This window comes from uncultured Roseobacter sp., assembly GCF_947495275.1.
In the GTDB taxonomy this organism is placed as follows: Bacteria; Pseudomonadota; Alphaproteobacteria; order Rhodobacterales; family Rhodobacteraceae; genus Roseobacter.
In genome coordinates this window covers 347856-364699 of sequence record NZ_CANLYL010000002.1, presented here as the reverse complement: position 1 = coordinate 364699, position 16844 = coordinate 347856, and the positions used below count along the sequence as shown (strand labels likewise).

At 56.1% G+C, this 16844-nt stretch carries 16 protein-coding genes; 13 read left to right on the top strand and 3 right to left on the bottom strand.

Annotated elements, in window-relative coordinates; all coding sequences use genetic code 11:
• Positions 1-55: 55 nt before the first annotated feature.
• The 6 genes from Q0802_RS05010 to mnhG are packed head-to-tail and all read left to right on the top strand — an operon-like array spanning position 56 to position 5976.
• Entirely contained in the window at positions 56-2935 is a 2880-nt protein-coding gene (locus Q0802_RS05010) for a monovalent cation/H+ antiporter subunit A (protein ID WP_298914473.1), read from the top strand.
• Between the two features lies 1 nt (position 2936).
• Entirely contained in the window at positions 2937-3293 is a 357-nt protein-coding gene (locus Q0802_RS05005) for a Na+/H+ antiporter subunit C (RefSeq protein ID WP_298914470.1), read from the top strand.
• Complete coding sequence (locus Q0802_RS05000) at positions 3290-4831, top strand: monovalent cation/H+ antiporter subunit D (RefSeq protein ID WP_298914467.1); 1542 nt, start codon at positions 3290-3292, stop codon at positions 4829-4831. Before Q0802_RS05005 ends, Q0802_RS05000 begins: the two co-directional genes overlap by 4 nt.
• Before the next feature lies 1 nt (position 4832).
• Positions 4833-5333: a Na+/H+ antiporter subunit E gene (locus Q0802_RS04995; protein ID WP_298914465.1), complete on the top strand. Its 501-nt coding sequence runs from the start codon at positions 4833-4835 to the stop codon at positions 5331-5333.
• Positions 5330-5617, top strand: a complete 288-nt coding sequence (locus Q0802_RS04990; protein WP_298914462.1) for a K+/H+ antiporter subunit F — start codon at positions 5330-5332, stop codon at positions 5615-5617. Before Q0802_RS04995 ends, Q0802_RS04990 begins: the two co-directional genes overlap by 4 nt.
• Entirely contained in the window at positions 5614-5976 is a 363-nt protein-coding gene (mnhG, locus tag Q0802_RS04985) for a monovalent cation/H(+) antiporter subunit G (RefSeq protein WP_298914459.1), read from the top strand. The genes Q0802_RS04990 and mnhG overlap by 4 nt, the downstream gene beginning before the upstream one ends.
• Before the next feature lie 152 nt (positions 5977-6128).
• Here the strand turns inward: mnhG and Q0802_RS04980 are convergent, their stop codons facing one another.
• Entirely contained in the window at positions 6129-6953 is an 825-nt protein-coding gene (locus Q0802_RS04980; protein WP_298914456.1) for a LysR family transcriptional regulator, read from the bottom strand.
• Positions 6954-7036: 83 nt separating this feature from the next.
• Between Q0802_RS04980 and Q0802_RS04975 the strand changes: the two genes are divergently transcribed.
• From Q0802_RS04975 to Q0802_RS04965, 3 genes are all read left to right on the top strand, one after another.
• Complete coding sequence (locus Q0802_RS04975; RefSeq protein WP_298914453.1) at positions 7037-8026, top strand: aldo/keto reductase; 990 nt, start codon at positions 7037-7039, stop codon at positions 8024-8026.
• Between the two features lie 151 nt (positions 8027-8177).
• Complete coding sequence (gene nhaC, locus Q0802_RS04970; protein WP_298914450.1) at positions 8178-9650, top strand: Na+/H+ antiporter NhaC; 1473 nt, start codon at positions 8178-8180, stop codon at positions 9648-9650.
• A gap of 75 nt (positions 9651-9725) precedes the next feature.
• Entirely contained in the window at positions 9726-10739 is a 1014-nt protein-coding gene (locus Q0802_RS04965; protein WP_298914447.1) for a GlxA family transcriptional regulator, read from the top strand.
• Positions 10740-10892: 153 nt separating this feature from the next.
• Here the strand turns inward: Q0802_RS04965 and Q0802_RS04960 are convergent, their stop codons facing one another.
• The gene (locus Q0802_RS04960) at positions 10893-11489 is read right to left on the bottom strand and encodes a cytochrome P460 family protein (RefSeq protein ID WP_298914443.1); all 597 of its coding nucleotides are present in this window, start codon (positions 11487-11489) and stop codon (positions 10893-10895) included.
• Positions 11490-11660: 171 nt separating this feature from the next.
• On the opposite strand from Q0802_RS04960, the gene Q0802_RS04955 reads away from it, so the two are divergent.
• Together Q0802_RS04955 and rsgA are read left to right on the top strand one after the other, a co-directional pair.
• The gene (locus tag Q0802_RS04955) at positions 11661-12584 is read left to right on the top strand and encodes an AraC family transcriptional regulator (protein ID WP_298914441.1); all 924 of its coding nucleotides are present in this window, start codon (positions 11661-11663) and stop codon (positions 12582-12584) included.
• Positions 12585-12836: 252 nt separating this feature from the next.
• Positions 12837-13934 (top strand): ribosome small subunit-dependent GTPase A, encoded by a 1098-nt coding sequence (rsgA, locus tag Q0802_RS04950; protein WP_298914438.1) that lies wholly within the window; start codon positions 12837-12839, stop codon positions 13932-13934.
• A 3-nt stretch (positions 13935-13937) separates the two neighbouring features.
• On the opposite strand, the gene Q0802_RS04945 is transcribed toward rsgA, so the two are convergent.
• Positions 13938-15347 carry a S8 family serine peptidase gene (locus Q0802_RS04945; protein ID WP_298914435.1) on the bottom strand — a complete coding sequence of 470 codons (1410 nt, stop codon included), beginning with the start codon at positions 15345-15347 and terminating at the stop codon, positions 13938-13940.
• Positions 15348-15489: 142 nt separating this feature from the next.
• Between Q0802_RS04945 and Q0802_RS04940 the strand changes: the two genes are divergently transcribed.
• Entirely contained in the window at positions 15490-16020 is a 531-nt protein-coding gene (locus Q0802_RS04940; protein WP_298914432.1) for an RNA polymerase sigma factor, read from the top strand.
• A 1-nt stretch (position 16021) separates the two neighbouring features.
• Complete coding sequence (locus tag Q0802_RS04935) at positions 16022-16783, top strand: hypothetical protein (RefSeq protein WP_298914429.1); 762 nt, start codon at positions 16022-16024, stop codon at positions 16781-16783.
• The last annotated feature ends 61 nt before the right edge of the window (positions 16784-16844 follow it).

Genomic DNA, 16844 nt, shown 5'->3' with positions numbered 1-16844 from the left:
TGCAAACTCAATCGTTTCATTGCAGTTTGAAAGACTAATTGGATAAGGATTTGACGTGTCCCTCTTTTTCATCGTTGCTTTACCCTTTTTTGGAGCGCTCCTACCCGGACTGATGAATGCCGCAGGACGGGCTGCCTGTGCAGGTGTCACATTCATCGTATCGCTTTCGGCCTTTTTGGGCTTGCTGACAAATCTGCCTGCCGTTCTCGCCGGTGAAGTGGTCTTGGCTCGGGTCGATTGGATGCCGACGCTGGGGTTGAATTTCACGCTGATGCTGGATGGGTTAGGCTTTTTCTTTGCCCTGTTGATCCTTGGCATTGGCCTGTTGATCATTGCCTATGCCCGCCACTACCTCAGTCGCGATGATAACATGGGCGAATTCTTCACCTACCTGCTGCTGTTTCAGGGCGCGATGGTCGGGATCGTTCTGAGCGATAACATATTGCTTTTGCTTATTTTCTGGGAGCTGACCTCCCTGTCCTCCTTCCTGCTCATCGGTTATTGGAAACATCTGCCTGCGGGTCGACAGGGCGCGCGTATGGCGCTGGCGGTCACGGGTATGGGCGGCCTGGCAATGATCGGTGGCATGCTGATCCTTGGGCAAATCGTGGGCAGCTACGACCTCAGCGTCATTTTGCAAAATCGTGAACTCATTCAAGCCGACCCTCTCTACCTGCCTGCGCTGCTATTGATCCTGCTGGGTTGTTTCACAAAATCCGCACAGTTCCCATTCCACTTCTGGCTGCCCCACGCGATGGCCGCACCAACGCCGGTCTCGGCCTACCTGCACTCCGCGACGATGGTGAAAGCCGGTATTTTCCTGATGGCCCGTCTGTGGCCGATTCTGTCCGGGACGCCGGAATGGTTTGCAATCGTCACCACCGCAGGTCTGGTCACAATGGTTCTGGGTGCGGTGATTGCGCTCTTCAAGCACGACCTCAAAGCCCTGCTGGCGTTCTCGACCGTCAGCCATCTGGGGCTGATCACGATGCTTTTGGGGACCGGCACAGCCTTTGGCGCGATGGCCGCAGTGTTTCACATCCTCAATCATGCAACCTTCAAGGCCGCGCTCTTCATGTCGGCAGGGATCATCGACCACGAAGCGCATACCCGCGATATCCGGCGGCTGGGGGGCCTGCGCAAACTGATGCCCGTAACCTTTGTGATTGCCACTTTGGCCGCCCTGTCAATGGCCGGCATACCCTTGCTCAACGGGTTCCTGTCCAAGGAAATGATGCTCGAAGAAGCCACGCATACTGCCTTGTTCGGCGTCAACTGGCTGCTGCCGGTTATGGCAACGCTTGGCTCACTTTTTTCTGCGGCCTATTGCTTCCGTCTGATCGGGCATGTGTTTCTCGGACCGGTGCGCGATGACTACCCTGCCAAACCACACGATCCCGGTGCTGGCATGTGGCTGCCCCCGGGTCTGCTGATCGTGCCCGTTATCGTGATCGGCATTGCCCCGTTTGTCGCCGAACCTTTTGTCAAAATGGTCACCGCCTCGTTGCTTGGTGACGCAGCAGAGGTCCCCAAAGCCCATTTCAAAATCTGGCACGGGTTCGTTCCGCCGCTCTATATGTCCATGATCGCGACGGCGGGCGGTCTGATCCTGCTGGCCGTTTTCACACCGATGCTGCGGTTTTGGGAAAACACGCCGCGCCCCGAAGCCAAGGTCATCTTTGAGGCCATTGTCGAGGCCGCAGCGTCGCTCGCGCAGAAGATTGTCCTGACATTGCACAATGGTGCCTTCACCCGCTATGTGGCCATCGCGTCCGTTGCCATGATCGCGGCGGGCTTTCACGCGTGGAGCACCGGCACAAGTTCCTTGCCAACGCGGTCTGTGCAGGCGGCAAGCCCCGTGCTCATCGCCGGTTGGGCTATGTTGGTCGCGGCAACCTGTGGGTTGGTTTTGATGCACCGAAACCGCTTTTTGTCGCTGATCCTGATCGGCATCGTCGGTTTGATGGTTTCCATCGGGTTCGTTTTCTTCAGCGCGCCCGATCTGGCCATGACCCAGTTCACTGTGGAAGTGGTGACCATCATCTTGCTGCTGCTGGCTCTGAATTTCCTGCCGAACCATACACCGGTTGAAAGCACGGTACTGCGGCGCGTGCGTGATACCGGCGTCGCGATCGCAGGGGGTCTTGCAACCTTTGCTCTGGCCTATCACTACCTGCTCCGCGACGCGGTCAGCACGCCAATCTCGGAGTTCCATCTGGCCAATTCATACAAAGGCGGCGGCGGCACCAACGTCGTCAATGTCATTCTTGTCGACTTCCGGGGTTTCGACACCTATGGCGAAATCATCGTGCTGGGTATCGCGGCTCTGCTGATCTATGCGCTGACCGAGACACTGCTCGACGGTCCAGTACGAGCAAGGCTTCTGAACCGAAAACCTGACCAGCCCCGCGCAGGCGACATGCATCCGATGATGATGGTTGTTTTGACACGGGTCATCATGCCGGTGGTGCTGATGGTCGGTTTCTACATCTTCCTGCGCGGTCACAATGACCCTGGGGGTGGGTTCATCGCCGGTCTCGTCGTCTCCATAGCAGTCGTGATGCAATATATGGCGAGCGGGTTTGCATGGACCTCGGCGCGGCTGAAATATCCCTATCACGGTGTCATCGGGGCAGGTGTCCTGATCGCCGGCCTGACAGGTATCGGATCATGGTTTGTCGGCAAGCCCTTCCTGACATCCGATTTCACCTACGTGCGCATCCCGCCCTTTGAAAAGTTCGAACTGGCCACTGCCGCCCTCTTTGACTTGGGTGTCTTCCTGGCCGTGGTCGGTGCTGTGATGCTGTCGCTGGAAAGCTTCTCGCGGCTCGCGCGGCGCGCTCATGTCGTCGACAGCGAACATCCGATGGATATTGATCCCTCACGGGATGACCTGGCCCCCGAAGGGCCCGACACCGCAAAGGGGGACGTGTAAAATGGAATTGCTTGTCGCCTCCGCCATCGGGATCATGACGGCCGCCGGTCTGTATCTCGTGCTGCGCCTCAGAACTTTCCCGGTTATCCTTGGCATGTCGTTGCTGACCTATGCCGTGAATGTCTTTCTTTTTGCGTCAGGTCGGCTGACCATCGGTGCACCGCCCATCTTGCGCGACGATGTGACAGCCTATACCGACCCGCTGCCGCAGGCGCTGGTACTGACGGCCATCGTGATTTCCTTTGGCATGACGGCCGTGGTGGTCATGATCGGGCTCGGCGCCTTTCTGGGATCGAATGACGATCACGTGGATGACCAACCAGATACGTCGACACCAAAATCCGAGGGGCAAACATGACGCACTGGATTATCGCCCCTGTCGTCTTGCCTGCATTGCTGGCACCCTTCATCGTATTGGCCGCCCGCTATCATATTGGCATACAACGTGTATTCTCGGTCGCGGGCGTCGTCGCGCTGATCTCCATAGCAGCGGGGCTTGCGTGGCAGGTCTCCGATGGCTCCGTTCTGCTCTATCAACTGAGCGATTGGGCCGCGCCATTTGGCATTGTACTTGTGGGCGACCGGCTCTCCACGCTTATGGTACTGCTGACAACCGTACTAGCCCTTTTTGTGCTGCTTTATGCCATTGGGTCGGGCTGGGATAACCGTGGCCGACATTTCCACGCCCTGTTCCAATTCCAACTCATGGGCATTCTGGGCGCCTTCCTGACCGGCGACCTTTTCAACCTTTTCGTGTTCTTCGAAGTGCTGTTGATCGCCTCTTACGGGCTGATGATCCATGCGGGTGGCAACGCGCGGTTGCGCGCGGGCGTGCAATACGTGCTCTTCAACCTTGTCGGCTCAACACTCTTCCTGTTCGCGCTGGGATCAATCTATGCCGAAACCGGCACGCTTAACATGGCTGATCTTGCACAACGTGTGACCCTGATCGGGCCGGAGGAAACTGTTGGTATTCGGGTCGCTGCAGTTCTTTTATTGCTGGTCTTTGCGATCAAGGCGGCGCTCGCGCCGCTGCATTTCTGGCTCCCCTCAAGCTACGCCGAAGCACCGGCACCGGTTGCAGCCCTCTTCGCCATCATGACCAAGGTCGGCGCTTATGCGATTATTCGCGTCTACACCATGATCTTCCCGCCTGACCTGGAGGTGACATCCGGCCTGCACGATCTGTGGCTGTTACCCGCCGCACTGGTTTCGCTGGCCATCGGCATGCTGGGCGTTCTGGCGGCCAAAAAGCTGGACCGGTTGGTCGCCTTCTCCATCATTGGTTCCATGGGCATGGTGATGGTGACAATCTCGCTGTTTTCACCCGCCGGTATCGCCGCGGCGCTTTACTACATCGTGCATTCAACACTGGCAGGCGCTGCCCTTTTTCTGATTTCTGACCTCGTGCGCACCGGTCGCGCAAATCTGAACCTTGTTCCGCACCCCCCCGTCATGGGCAGCGCCCTGACCGCTGGTCTGTTCTTCGTTGGTGCGATTGCAATGGCCGGTCTGCCGCCCCTGTCCGGCTTTCTGGGCAAACTGCTGGTTCTGGACTCGGCCTATGGGACGGATCTGGTAGTCTGGATCTGGGTCATTGTGCTGGGCTCCAGCCTGATCAGTATTCTCGGATTTGCCCGCGCTGGCAGCATCCTGTTCTGGAAAGCACATAGCATGGACCCCGGTGAAGACCCCGGCGACGTGACGCGACCCACCGTCTTGTCTTATGTTGCCGTCGGCGGACTCTTTTCACTCCTCACCGCCCATACCGTCTTCGCCGGTCAAGTGCATGGATACACCACGCGCATTGCGGCACAGCTCTTTGCACCGGATGCGTATATCTCCACTGTGATCGACACCCCCGGCAAACTCAGCAAGCCCAAGGAGGACCACTGATATGGCACGTGCATACCGATGGCTGCTGCCCCACCCCATTCTGACGCTCATTCTTGCGGTCGTCTGGACGTTGCTGCAAAACGAGGTTTCAGCAGGAATGGTTGTTTTCGGGATCATTCTCGGGATCATCATTCCCTGGATAACGTCGGTCTGGTGGCCTGACACACCGCGTGGGTTCCGTCTGGACAAGATGATCAGCTACAGCCTCATCGTCATGTGGGATATTCTGGTCGCGAATGTTCAGGTCGCCTGGATCGTCCTGACGGTGCCCAATTCGAAACTGAAACCCGCGTGGATTGTCGTGCCTCTCAAACTGCGCGAACCGGAGGCCATTACGGTACTCGCCGGAACCATCACGCTGACGCCGGGAACAGTTTCTGCCGATCTGTCCGACGAAGGTCACAGCCTGCTGGTGCATGTGCTGCACACAGATGATCCCGACGCGGTTCTGAATGACATCAAGACCCGGTATGAAGGCCGCTTGCTGGAGATATTCTCATGACCTTTGCATCGGGACTGCTGGATTTCGCCTTGACGATCGCCTTTGTCACGCTGGCGCTCGGCCAGATACTCTCCATGATACGGCTTGTGCTTGGCCCCAGTTCGGGGGACCGCGTTCTCGCCCTTGATACGATGGTCATCAATGCATTGGGGCTGGTTGTTGTTCTGGGCATACAGCAAGGCATCCAGATATATTTCGAAGTATCGTTACTGATCGCAATGCTGGGGTTTGTCTCCACCGTTGCGCTTGCGCGCTTCATTCTGCGAGGAGACATCATCGAATGACGGCTCAAATAATCGGCACATATGCCGCAGCACTTTCGCTGTTGATCGGCTCGGGATTTGTCCTTGTTGGCGCCATAGGCCTGTTGAAGTTCAACGACCCGATGACCCGCCTGCATGCCCCGACAAAAGTGGGCACGGTTGGCATCGGCATGCTGCTGCTGGCGTCAATGTTGCATTCACTTGTGATTGGCGACGGATCATTTCATGAACTGCTGATCATGGCGTTTCTCTTTGTCACGGCGCCTATTTCCGCCAATTTCATTGCCAAGGTGAACATTCACCGCCGCGCCTGCGAAACGCCGCCTGCTCCGCCGCGCGATGATACCTGGTCCACGCTGCAAACGCCGGAATCTGACTAAGACGCGAGAGCTTCAATTCCAGTATCCCAAAAGTCAAACACATGAAGTGTGTCCTGTCGCCTAAATAAGCCTTCGAGGCCGGAGGCCGTGACGTGACAGGTGATCATTTCCAAGGCTAAGTCAGCACCTCAGAGCCGCCTGAAAACGATCTTTCAAACCTGTGAACTGGCTTTCAGGATTTCATAAATCCGGTCGATAAGTGCCCGGACCTCGGGTAGAAATCGGTCTTCGTGGTGTGTCACCAACCACTGATCATGTTCCAATTCATCAATATGCGGCGACACTTGCTGCAGGGTGGCACAGCCATCGCCTACAAATGTCGGCAAGACGATCCTTGCGGATCCCGCCAACGCCAAATCAAGCGCGTTTCGGGGACTTGTGACTTCGATGACGCCTGCCTTTCTGGACGCTTCACCGACCCATTTCGCCGATGGCGTCGATCCGACAACGCGCGCCCATGCATCGATCGTTTCATCACGCGCGTAGGTCGCAAATCTGACCCGCGCGACCCTGCGCCCAGCCAGTCCGGGTCCTTCAGGGCGGCGGTTTCGAACCCCGATCAGCGCTTCACGGCGCCCGATATCAGCAATCTCATCGTCGGCAATGAACCTTAACCGCACAGAGTTCGTCCCGGTGATGGCCGCGAGCTTGCTACAGAGCAAATGGGTAACCCAAACCCCGGCGGAGATTTTGACGGCGGGCTTAACCTCTGCTGCGTTGAGAGCAATGATCGGCGCCACTTTCCATTCCAACTCGACGGCTTTGGCCAGCAACCGCTCTCCATCTTCGGTAAGCTCATATCCCCTTGGCAGCCGCCGGAACAGTTCACACCCCAAGCGGCGTTCAAGCGCCAACATCCGTCGGCCAAGCGTCGGCGCACTTTTTCCTGTCTTAACCGCAGCCGGTGCAAGCCCGCCCCCACGCGCAACCGCCAGGAAAAGGCGAATATCATCCCAGTCGAAGTTCATTTCATTCATGAAATGATCATTACAATAGATTTCATTTCGTTGGAATGCGTGACCTGCTTGAATTGGGGGCATCTCAAAGCAGGAGCAATGACATGAAATTTCTTGATCAGAAGATCGCCCCTCTGGGCATGGGATGCTGGCCAATTGGCGGTGCGATGTATTCCGACGGTCAATCATTGGGATACACCAATGCTGATGACGGCGACTCTATCCGTGCAATCCATGCGGCACTTGACCGGGGCATAAGACTGTTTGACACGGCAGCCGCTTACGGTGCCGGCCACTCCGAAAAACTGCTGGCCCGCGGTTTGAAAAGGCATCCCGATGCAATCGTCGTCACCAAGATCGGCATTGCAATTAATGAGGATACAAAGGAGCTGACCTTTGGCGACACCCACCCCGATCGGGTCGGCCCCGCAATTGACCAATGCCTTGGCCGCTTGGCGCGCGATTGCATAGATCTAGTCCTGCTACATGACAACGGGCTTCCGGTTCCCCAAGCCGAAGCGATTTTCAATGAAATGGAAAAAGCGCAAAGCGCCGGAAAAATCCGCGCCTATGGCTGGAGCACTGATTTCTCAGAAAATGCCGCGGCAGTAGCGTCTCGACCGGGCTTTGCCGCTGTTGAACATGCGATGAACGTTCTGGTCGATGCCCCGCGCATTCAACGGGTCGTGGAGCAAAACGCGCTGGCAGCCCTGATCCGGTCTCCTCTCGCGATGGGGTTGCTCGGCGGGTCCTATACCTCGGGCGCGACTGTCCGGGATGGCGATATTCGGGCCGGAGACAGCATGGTTACAGCCTACTTTAAGGGCGCGCGCGCCAATCCGCATTTCCTCGACCAGCTTGACGCCATACGCGACCTTCTGACCGTCGATGGCCGCAGCCTCGTTCAAGGCGCCATTGGATGGCTTTGGGCCAAGGGCGCCTGCAACATCCCGATCCCAGGCGCGCGGACCGCCGAGCAAATAGAAGGCATTGCTGAAGCATTGAACTTCGGTGCCTTGCCACCAGAAGTCATGGAGACCATTGAAAGCCTTATGCCGCGGGAACGGGAAACTTCTCCTGACAGGGCACTCTGATCACGACAGCGCCCATAATAACGCTCAAATCCTCTATTTGTCGCAAACTCTTGAAAAGAGTGCGCACCGACATGGGGGATCGCCTCCTGAATTCTATTGATTGTCGCCAATCCAGAAATCGTAAGGAACCAATTTTAGGGAGGCGATCCGCATGTCTGCGAATGACGAAATGATAAAACAACCCAGCCTGGGAATGGCGCTTCTGCCCATCATCCTGACGCTGTTTGTCCTTGGGCTACAGCTCTTTTACTTCGGGGATTTCACGCCCCATATTCCGCTGGCGTTCGGGATCGCGATCACCGGTCTTGTCGGTCTGAAACTCGGGCACAAATGGCCAAACATCGAAGAGGGTGTTTTCCACGTCATAAACATCTCATTGCCATCGGTTTCCATCCTGATCACGGTCGGGATGATCATCGGTGTCTGGATCGCCAGTGGCACTGTGCCCACGCTTATTTACTACGGGTTGAAAATTCTCTCACCGGAAATGTTCCTGGCTGCCGGAATGCTGCTATGTGCGATTGTTTCAGTGTCTCTAGGCACATCATGGGGAACAACTGGTACAGTGGGCCTGGCCTTGATGGGGATCGGCGCTGGCTTTGGTATCCCGATGTATTGGACCGCGGGCGCGGTTGTGTCGGGAGCCTTTTTTGGCGACAAGATTTCGCCCCTGTCCGACACGACAAACCTGGCCCCTGCGGTCACAGGCACGAATCTCTTCGATCATATCCGAAATATGTTGCCCACCACTGTGCCCTCCATGCTGATCGCTCTGGTCATCTATTTCATTGTCGGATTCACCCTGATCGACACATCCCAGGTCTCGTTTGAACGCATCGCGGTCATTACCACGGCCCTTGAAAACGCTTTCTGGATTTCGCCGCTGATGCTGCTTCCCGCCGTATTGGTGATTATTTTGGCGATCATGAAACAACCTCCGATCCCGTCACTCTTTGCTGGCGCCGTCGTCGGGGGGATCATGGCCATTTTGTTTCAGGGCGCCGGCCTGCACGAGACCTTCACCTTCGCAAACAGCGGTTACTCCATTGACACAGGCGTCGCTGAAATCGACCCGCTGCTGAACCGGGGAGGCATCCAGTCCATGATGTGGACGATCTCGCTGGTGCTGCTGGCATTGGGTTTTGGCGGTGCCTTGGAACGCACAGGCTGCCTGCAATCAATCATCTCTGTGATCATCTCGAAGGTGAAAACATTTGCCGGCATCCAAACCTCGGCGATCCTCACATCGGTTGCGACAAATACCGTCGCTGGCGATCCCTATCTGTCAATTGCCTTGCCGGGGCGGATGTTCGCGCCAGTTTATCGCGGCATGGGATATTCCCCCCTCAACCTCTCGCGCGCCATTGAAGAAGGCGGGACGCTTGTGTCGCCCCTCATTCCCTGGAACGCAGGCGGCGCTTTCGTGATTACCGCACTCGGGCTTGGCATCGCGGATGGGAACTTCGAAAACCTGCTCTACATCCCGCTGGCATTTGCCTGCTGGTTATCGCCGGTCATCGGGATATTCTATGCCATGACCGGTCTCTTCTCGCCCAAAGCCAGCGACGAGGAGGTTCGCGCCTGGGAAGAAAGCGGGGAACCCGTCGCGCACCTGAGCGCCTGAACAATCGGAGTACCAAAGCCCTGCGGGTTTTGGTACTTCTACCCTTTCCAATCCGGCCGTCCGGGGAGCGCGAATATGAAAGAGAAGAATTTTATCCCCAAGGGTGCTGCAAGTTTCCAGATCAATTTTGATGGCAAGACCAGAGACATCTACTTCCTGCTCTTGCCGAAACTGACGATGCTCGCCTTCAGCGCGGCAGTTGAACCTCTGAGGGTTGCCAATCAGGTCACCAATAAGGAACTTTACAGATGGTATCTCGTCAGTGAAGACGGGCAAAAAGTCCAATGCTCAAACGGTGTGGAGATCAGCGCAGATCTGGACCTCGAGAACATTCCCCGCGCGGCACGACTATTTGTCTGCTCCGGCATTGAGCCAGCGGAGAGCACCAGCCCAAAAGTTCTGGCCTGGCTCAACCGGCAACGCGCTTTTGGCTGCCATTTGGGAGGCATTTGTACGGGGGCTTTCGCGCTTGCCAAGATAGGCGCCCTGCGCGGCAGGAAGTTCACTTTGCATTGGGAGAACCAGCCTGCTTTTTCCGAATATTTTGATGGGTTGGAACCTTCGACAAATCTTTATGAGATCGACAAGGACTTGATGACCTGCGGAGGTGGCAACGCTGCGACAGACATGATGCTCGACATGATCGAATCCGATTTCGGCAAGGATCTCGCCATCATCATCTCGGACATGTGCATTCATTTCCGATCGAACAACAGAAAGGCGCTGCAAAAATCTGCATACTCCGTTGCTCTGGGCAGCCGTAATCAGAAGCTGATCAACGCCATGCAGGTCATGCATGATCACATCGAAGAACCACTGGAAATTACCGAGATCGCCGATCTGGCGAATATTTCACGCCGCCAGTTGGAGCGCCTTTTCCAGAAACACGTCGAAATCTCGCCAGTCCAGTTTTACATCGAATTACGGGTCGCGCGGGCACATGCATTGCTGAATGAAACGGATATGACCGTTGCGCAGATTGCGGCAGCAACGGGCTTTGGCAGCACAACCCAACTTGCGGTACGTTTCAAAAAGCGGTTCGGAAAATCTCCGTCCGCTTTTCGTCGGGGATGGTCAGAACATTCGTGAAACGGCTGGTGTCAGATGCGCCGCCAACGCGATAATTATGTCGGCGGCGCATCGCCCGGGCTCATGGTGTCAGGTCTGCATGGGGAAACGGCATTGACCCGACTTCTGACGGCAGGACGAGGTCAGCTACCTCCCGTCAAGCTCAAGAGCCGGTCAGTCTGCCCCCAGGATCGCATAGAAACGCGTGAAAACCATATCTTCATCGGCGTTGTCGATATGGCATGACGCACAGGCCTCTATCGGTGCAGCCGCTGCTGTTTCTGCATAGGGCGGCGCATGGTGACCAAAGTTAAAATACCCCCAGTTCTGGCTGTCCGAGAACCTGGAGGAATCTTTTACAGCAATGTCGATGCCGTTAAACGCACCCGGGAAGTACCCGCGTCCTGACACCTCGGAACGAGACCCGTCTTCTTCCTCCGCTTCCAGCGTCAGCTGAAGTTCTTTCAACAAGATTGTGCCTTCGGGAAAGACTTTGGTCTCCTTGTAAATCTTGTAAGCTTCCGGATGCACATAGACATTGTGATATTCCGGGAAACCTGCCGCGCCCCCATTCAGGGCATTTGGCGTCAGGGGGGAACCAAGATAGACCCATTCCCGATACCCTTCGGGCAGGACAAGCTCACCCCCCTCCGTCCAGGTCGGTTTCCAGTCTTCGGTCTGTTGCGCAACTGCGGTCGTGCTGATTTGGCTCAAGGCAACGACGGCAAGTGCCGAGCAAGCGGTCAGCGTGGCGATGGTCGATTTTCTCATTGCTTCACTTTCATAGCTATTGGTTGTGTGGCCCAAGGATCGAGGCGGTACACTCTATGTTAGGAAGCGGTAGCTTTTTCATAAGGGTCAGGAATTCGAGTTTTCTTGCAGATCGTTCAATAATCAATCTGCACTATTGTGCAGCAGCACGTTTTGCGTTGACTGGGGGCTATGACAGAGCTGAGCTTCAATATCCTCGACATGCTGCGTATTCGCAGCACGGCCTATGTCACAAAAAACCCCGCCGGGAATTGGAGCACGGCTGTCAACTCCCACTCTCATCTTGCGCGTTTTCATCTGGTCTTGTCAGGTTCGGCATGGGTCGAGTTGCCACAAACCGGTCAACGCGAAAAACTTGACAAGGGCGACTATGTGATTGTCCCGAATGGCGAAGCGCACAACCTGAGCGCCAAGCCCGGGTTGACGCCCATGGCTTGCGACATCATTCCAAGCGATGAGTTCGCACCCGACCTGCTTGGTCAAGGTGATCCAAGTGACGGCACGCATCTTTTGTGTGGTTATTTCCAGATGTCTGAAAGCGCACCACCTGCGATACTGACGCGCCTGCCGAACCTGTTGGTTCATCGCGGCAACAGCGAACCGGACCGGCAGAAAACCGATATGTTGTTTCAACTTATCCGCAGCGAACTCTTGCATAAATCAGGCAATATGCCCTCAGTACTCAATCGAATTTCAGAGATTCTTTGCATTTATGCGATCCAAACGTGGCTAGAGGAGATGATATCCCAAGACTTGCATCTCTCCGCGCTCTTCGATCCAAAGTTTCAGCAAGTCCTCGACAGCATCCATGCTGATCCGATCTTTCCTTGGACCGTCGAAAATCTTGCGAGCGTATTTGGGCAATCGAGAACCACATTTGCCACGCATTTCAGAACACTCATGGGAACCGCGCCCATCAACTACGTGACAAGCTGCCGCGTTCGGGCTGCCAAACGAATGCTCGAAGAAAGCAATCTCTCGCTTGACGAGATCGCCGACAAATCCGGCTATACTGACACCAATGCATTCAACCGCGCATTCAAAAGAGAGACCGGCTCAGCACCAGGTGCCTTCCGACGAGCATCAAGGCGGTAAGCCCGTCCCAATCGAGTGCATTGCGGCATTTGGCATCCAGAGCAGCGCAGCGACCTTGAAAAAGTGGCCAGATCATCTTATCACAATGTGATCACATTGGAGATTTCATGTCCCGTTAAGGTGGGGAGGCAAAAGACCTCCCGATACGCAGCCAAAGCCCAAAACACCTGGCAATCTCAGGATTGGCATACTTTTTGGCTGTGACCTCAATGCACTTGACACCTTAGGCTCAAGAACCCCTTGAACAAAGACATGAAAGTTGACCCAATGACACGGGACTATTCCGGATTTTTTCCTTCCAAGGCAGGCCACGCACCCGCTGAACGAAAGCTGTCCACGCTTGAACGATATGGATGGCAGCCCTATTTTTCGCAACAGATCAGCGTGGATGCGTTAACTCAGACCCCGCCCGTGCGCGTTGTCGAAGTTCACCGAAACGCCCTTCACGTGATCGGGGACGCCATCGACGAACACATTCCCCCTCTCCCGAACAGTGCGGTCGGCGACTGGTTATTGCTTGATCGTTCCCACCCGCCTTCCAGCGTCGTTCTCGACCGAAAAAGCCTTCTGAAACGCCGCGCGCCCGGCACCGACCGAAGTATCCAGTTGATCGCGGCCAATATAGATACGGCTTTCATCGTGTCTTCCTGCAACCAGGATTTTAATGTTGCAAGGCTGGAGAGGTACATCGCACTGACCATTGAAGCCAACATTGCGCCTGTTGTTCTCTTGACCAAAAGCGATCTGGTCACATCTCCCGAAGATTACGTGGAAAGGGCGCGTAGTCTTTCGGAACTCGTTCCGATATTGACACTTGATGCGCGCGGCGCGGCACCAGGCGAAATGCTGTCAGTGTGGTGCAAACCAGGAAAGACCGTCGCTTTTCTGGGATCGTCCGGCGTCGGGAAATCGACACTCACCAATGCCTTGACGAAATCCCGGGAAATTGAAACCGGTGCCATCAGGGAGAGCGACGCGAAAGGACGCCACACGACAACCAGGCGCCAGTTATACGCCATCCCGAACGGATGCGTTGTCCTGGACACTCCGGGTATGCGGGAGGTGCAATTGACCGACGTATCCTCAGGTATCGAAGAGGTATTTGCAGACCTTCACGCCTTGGGCGAACAATGCCGTTTTCGCGATTGCCAACATGAAACCGAACCCGGGTGCGCCGTACTGGCAGCAGTCAAAGAAGGCGACATTGATGACGCTCGGCTTGCTCGGTGGCGCAAATTGAAAGCTGAAGAAATATTCAACACGGCAAGCCTTGCGGAGCGCAAATCCAAAGACAAGAAACTGGGAAAGACCATCCGCCAAATCATGAAACATCACGGAAAACGACAATGACGCCTATTCCATCTGCGCGGGTTGCCCGATTTCTGCAGCATCACAAAGGGGTGCAAACTGCACCAGCCCCGCGCCGAATATCTCGTCCGGGCCGACCTTACCCAGATCACGTGCCGTTCTGCGCAGGACGGATTTGACAGCGGTCACAGCCATCTCGTCATCCGACGACAACACGATGGCGGCGGCAGCGGTGGCGAAGGGCGTTGCAAAGGATGTGCCGGTTTTGGTTCGAACGCCGCGCACAGAAGCGGCCGTCCAGACATCGACACCGGGTGCTGCCACATCCACATGTGCGCCCCGACCGGCGCGCCGGTAAATCCTGCCGTCGCCATCCACAGCCGTGACCGTAAGAACCTGCCCGTAGGCACCTGGATAGGCAGGTGCGGCGCGTGGGCCCGCGTTGCCGGCCGCCGCCACGATCAGAATTCGGTCTTCACTCAGGCGCGCCACCATTTGTCCCAGCAGAAGGTTATCGGGACCGGCGAGGCTCATATTGATCACTCCGACATCTGCGGCGGCAAGTTGATCCATTGCCAGCACGATGTTGAAGACATCGCTGCGTTCGTCCCGCCCCATCTTGTAGAAGGCATCGACTGCCACCAGCTCGGCGTCAGGCAGCACCCCATGCACCCGGCCCTCGCGGGAACCAATCAGAAGAGCTGCCACCGCGGTCCCATGTTGGGCGCCGGAAATACCGGGGCCGCCGGGATCAAAATCCAAAACCGACAGCCTACTGTTGATAAAGGCCTCATGATCAGGGTTGATCCCGGTATCGATTAACCCAAGGCGCACAACCTTTCGACCACACCCCGAAAACGGCGGTTCTGGAGGCGACCAATCGACGAGAGCGAAGGCGGGACAATGCAGCCCCACACATGATTTGCTTTCAGCCGCATTGGCTCTGTAGAAATGATTGAAATCGGACAATTGCCCCGATGAAAGCTGGCGCACCTCCAAGAGTGCCGCGTCAGGCGAAATACCCGGGGGAATACGCAGACGCCGCAAAGTCGCGCCGAAAGCAATCACTTCCGACGTCCGAACAACCTCATATCCCCGATCTGTCAGAGTGGACAAATCCTCGGGTGAAAGATTGACCGAAACAACCTCATCGGCCGCGCGGGTGGGGAGAGGTTGCGGTGTGGGCGTTTCAGAAGGCACCTGAGACCCACGTCCAAAAAGCAGATCGAGTAAATTCCCGCCTTTGTTGCCGGTTCTGGGCCTCCGTCCCTCACCAGCCCCCCCACTCGCGCCACTTGCACTGCCACGGTCATCGCTGTCATCGTCGCTATCGCCATCACCATCGCCATCGTCGTCAGCAAGCGCCCAGCCGGCAAACAGGCTGTTGGGCGAGATTGCCGGAAATGCCACGGCGAAAAGAGTCGCCAGGACAAAGGGAAGAATGACTCTCGACAATTTGATGCTCCGATCTGGCCGCAATCTGCTCCAAAGGGTGTTCAGACGGCACTGTTCCTTGCGCCACCAAAACAAGCTGTCGTAAGACAACGCGATACCCTGGGAAATATTCCACTCTTTGGCGAAAGAGGAAAGAAGCACGATGTCTGATAGGTTTGCGGAAGACATCATCGCATTTTTACCCAATCTGAGGCGTTTTGCCCTCTCGCTCTGCCGGAGCGCTGATATCGCGGATGATCTCGTTCAAGTCACCGCGGAACGAGCGTTCGCAGCACAGCACCAATTTGATCCCGAAACCCGGCTTGAAGCTTGGCTCTTTCGGATCATGCGCAATGCATGGATTGACATGGTGCGCCGCACCAAGACCCAAGGCACGCAGATCGACATCGACCATGCGCCCGAGGTTGCAACGGTGGATGGTCCCAGAGCGACCGAGGCGGCCCTGATGTTGAACGCCGCAAAGGCCGCAATTGAAAATCTGCCGGAAAACCAGCGGGATGTCGTGATGCTGATATGTGTGGAAGAACTGAGCTATAAGGAAGCAGCATCGGTTCTGGATATCCCCGTCGGAACGGTGATGAGCCGACTTGCGCGCGCGCGATTGGCGATTGCAGAAAAATTGGGAATAAATCCGAACTCCGCACGTTCTTCTCATAGTCAGGGAGACGGCTGAGATGCAGAAATTCGAATTCACCGATGAAGAACTCATGGCCTATGCTGACGGCGAGTTGGGGACCGAACGCGCCTTGCAACTGGATGCAGCCTTGGTCAGCAATGCGGCGCTCAATCTTCGTTTGGAAACTTTCGCCGAGACCCGCGAACTGTCTCAAAAGAGTTTTGAAAAGGCACTGCACGAACCGGTTCCTGAACACCTGGTCCAGAAGGTGCGGAACCTCGCGGCAGAATACCAAACGCATGCCCCACCCGAAGATCGTAAGATTATTGCATTTGGCCAAAAATCTGTTTCTGCGCCTTTTTGGAAGCTACCGCTGGCAGCCGCACTCGCCCTTGCGGTTGGCTTAGGTGCGGGTCTACTCGTCTCAACAGACAGCACCCAAAGTGCCCGAGGTATCGTGCTGGCGACACTGACCGAAGTCGAACTCAATGACCTGCTCGATACGGTACCCTCCGGTGAACTCGAACAATTGGCAGACAGCACTCAGATTACCCCAATTGCCACCTTCTATGATGGGTCGCAAACATTGTGCCGCGAGTTTGAACTTCGTAGCACCGATGGCCCCACGGTTGTTTCGGTCGCGTGCGAACAGAACGGTACATGGAATTTGCGGTTGGCCGTCGCGACGGCAAAGATGGACGAAAACGGCTATGTGCCGGCGTCTTCATTGCAAGCATTGGACGCCTATCTGGATGGCCTGAATGCCGGGCCCCCGCTCGATCCAGCCGCTGAAGCTGCCGCTTTGCAAAATTTGCGCTGACGGGAACACACAGACCTCCAAAGAACTGTTGCATCCAAGTGAGAAGCGTTTGGCCACCAAA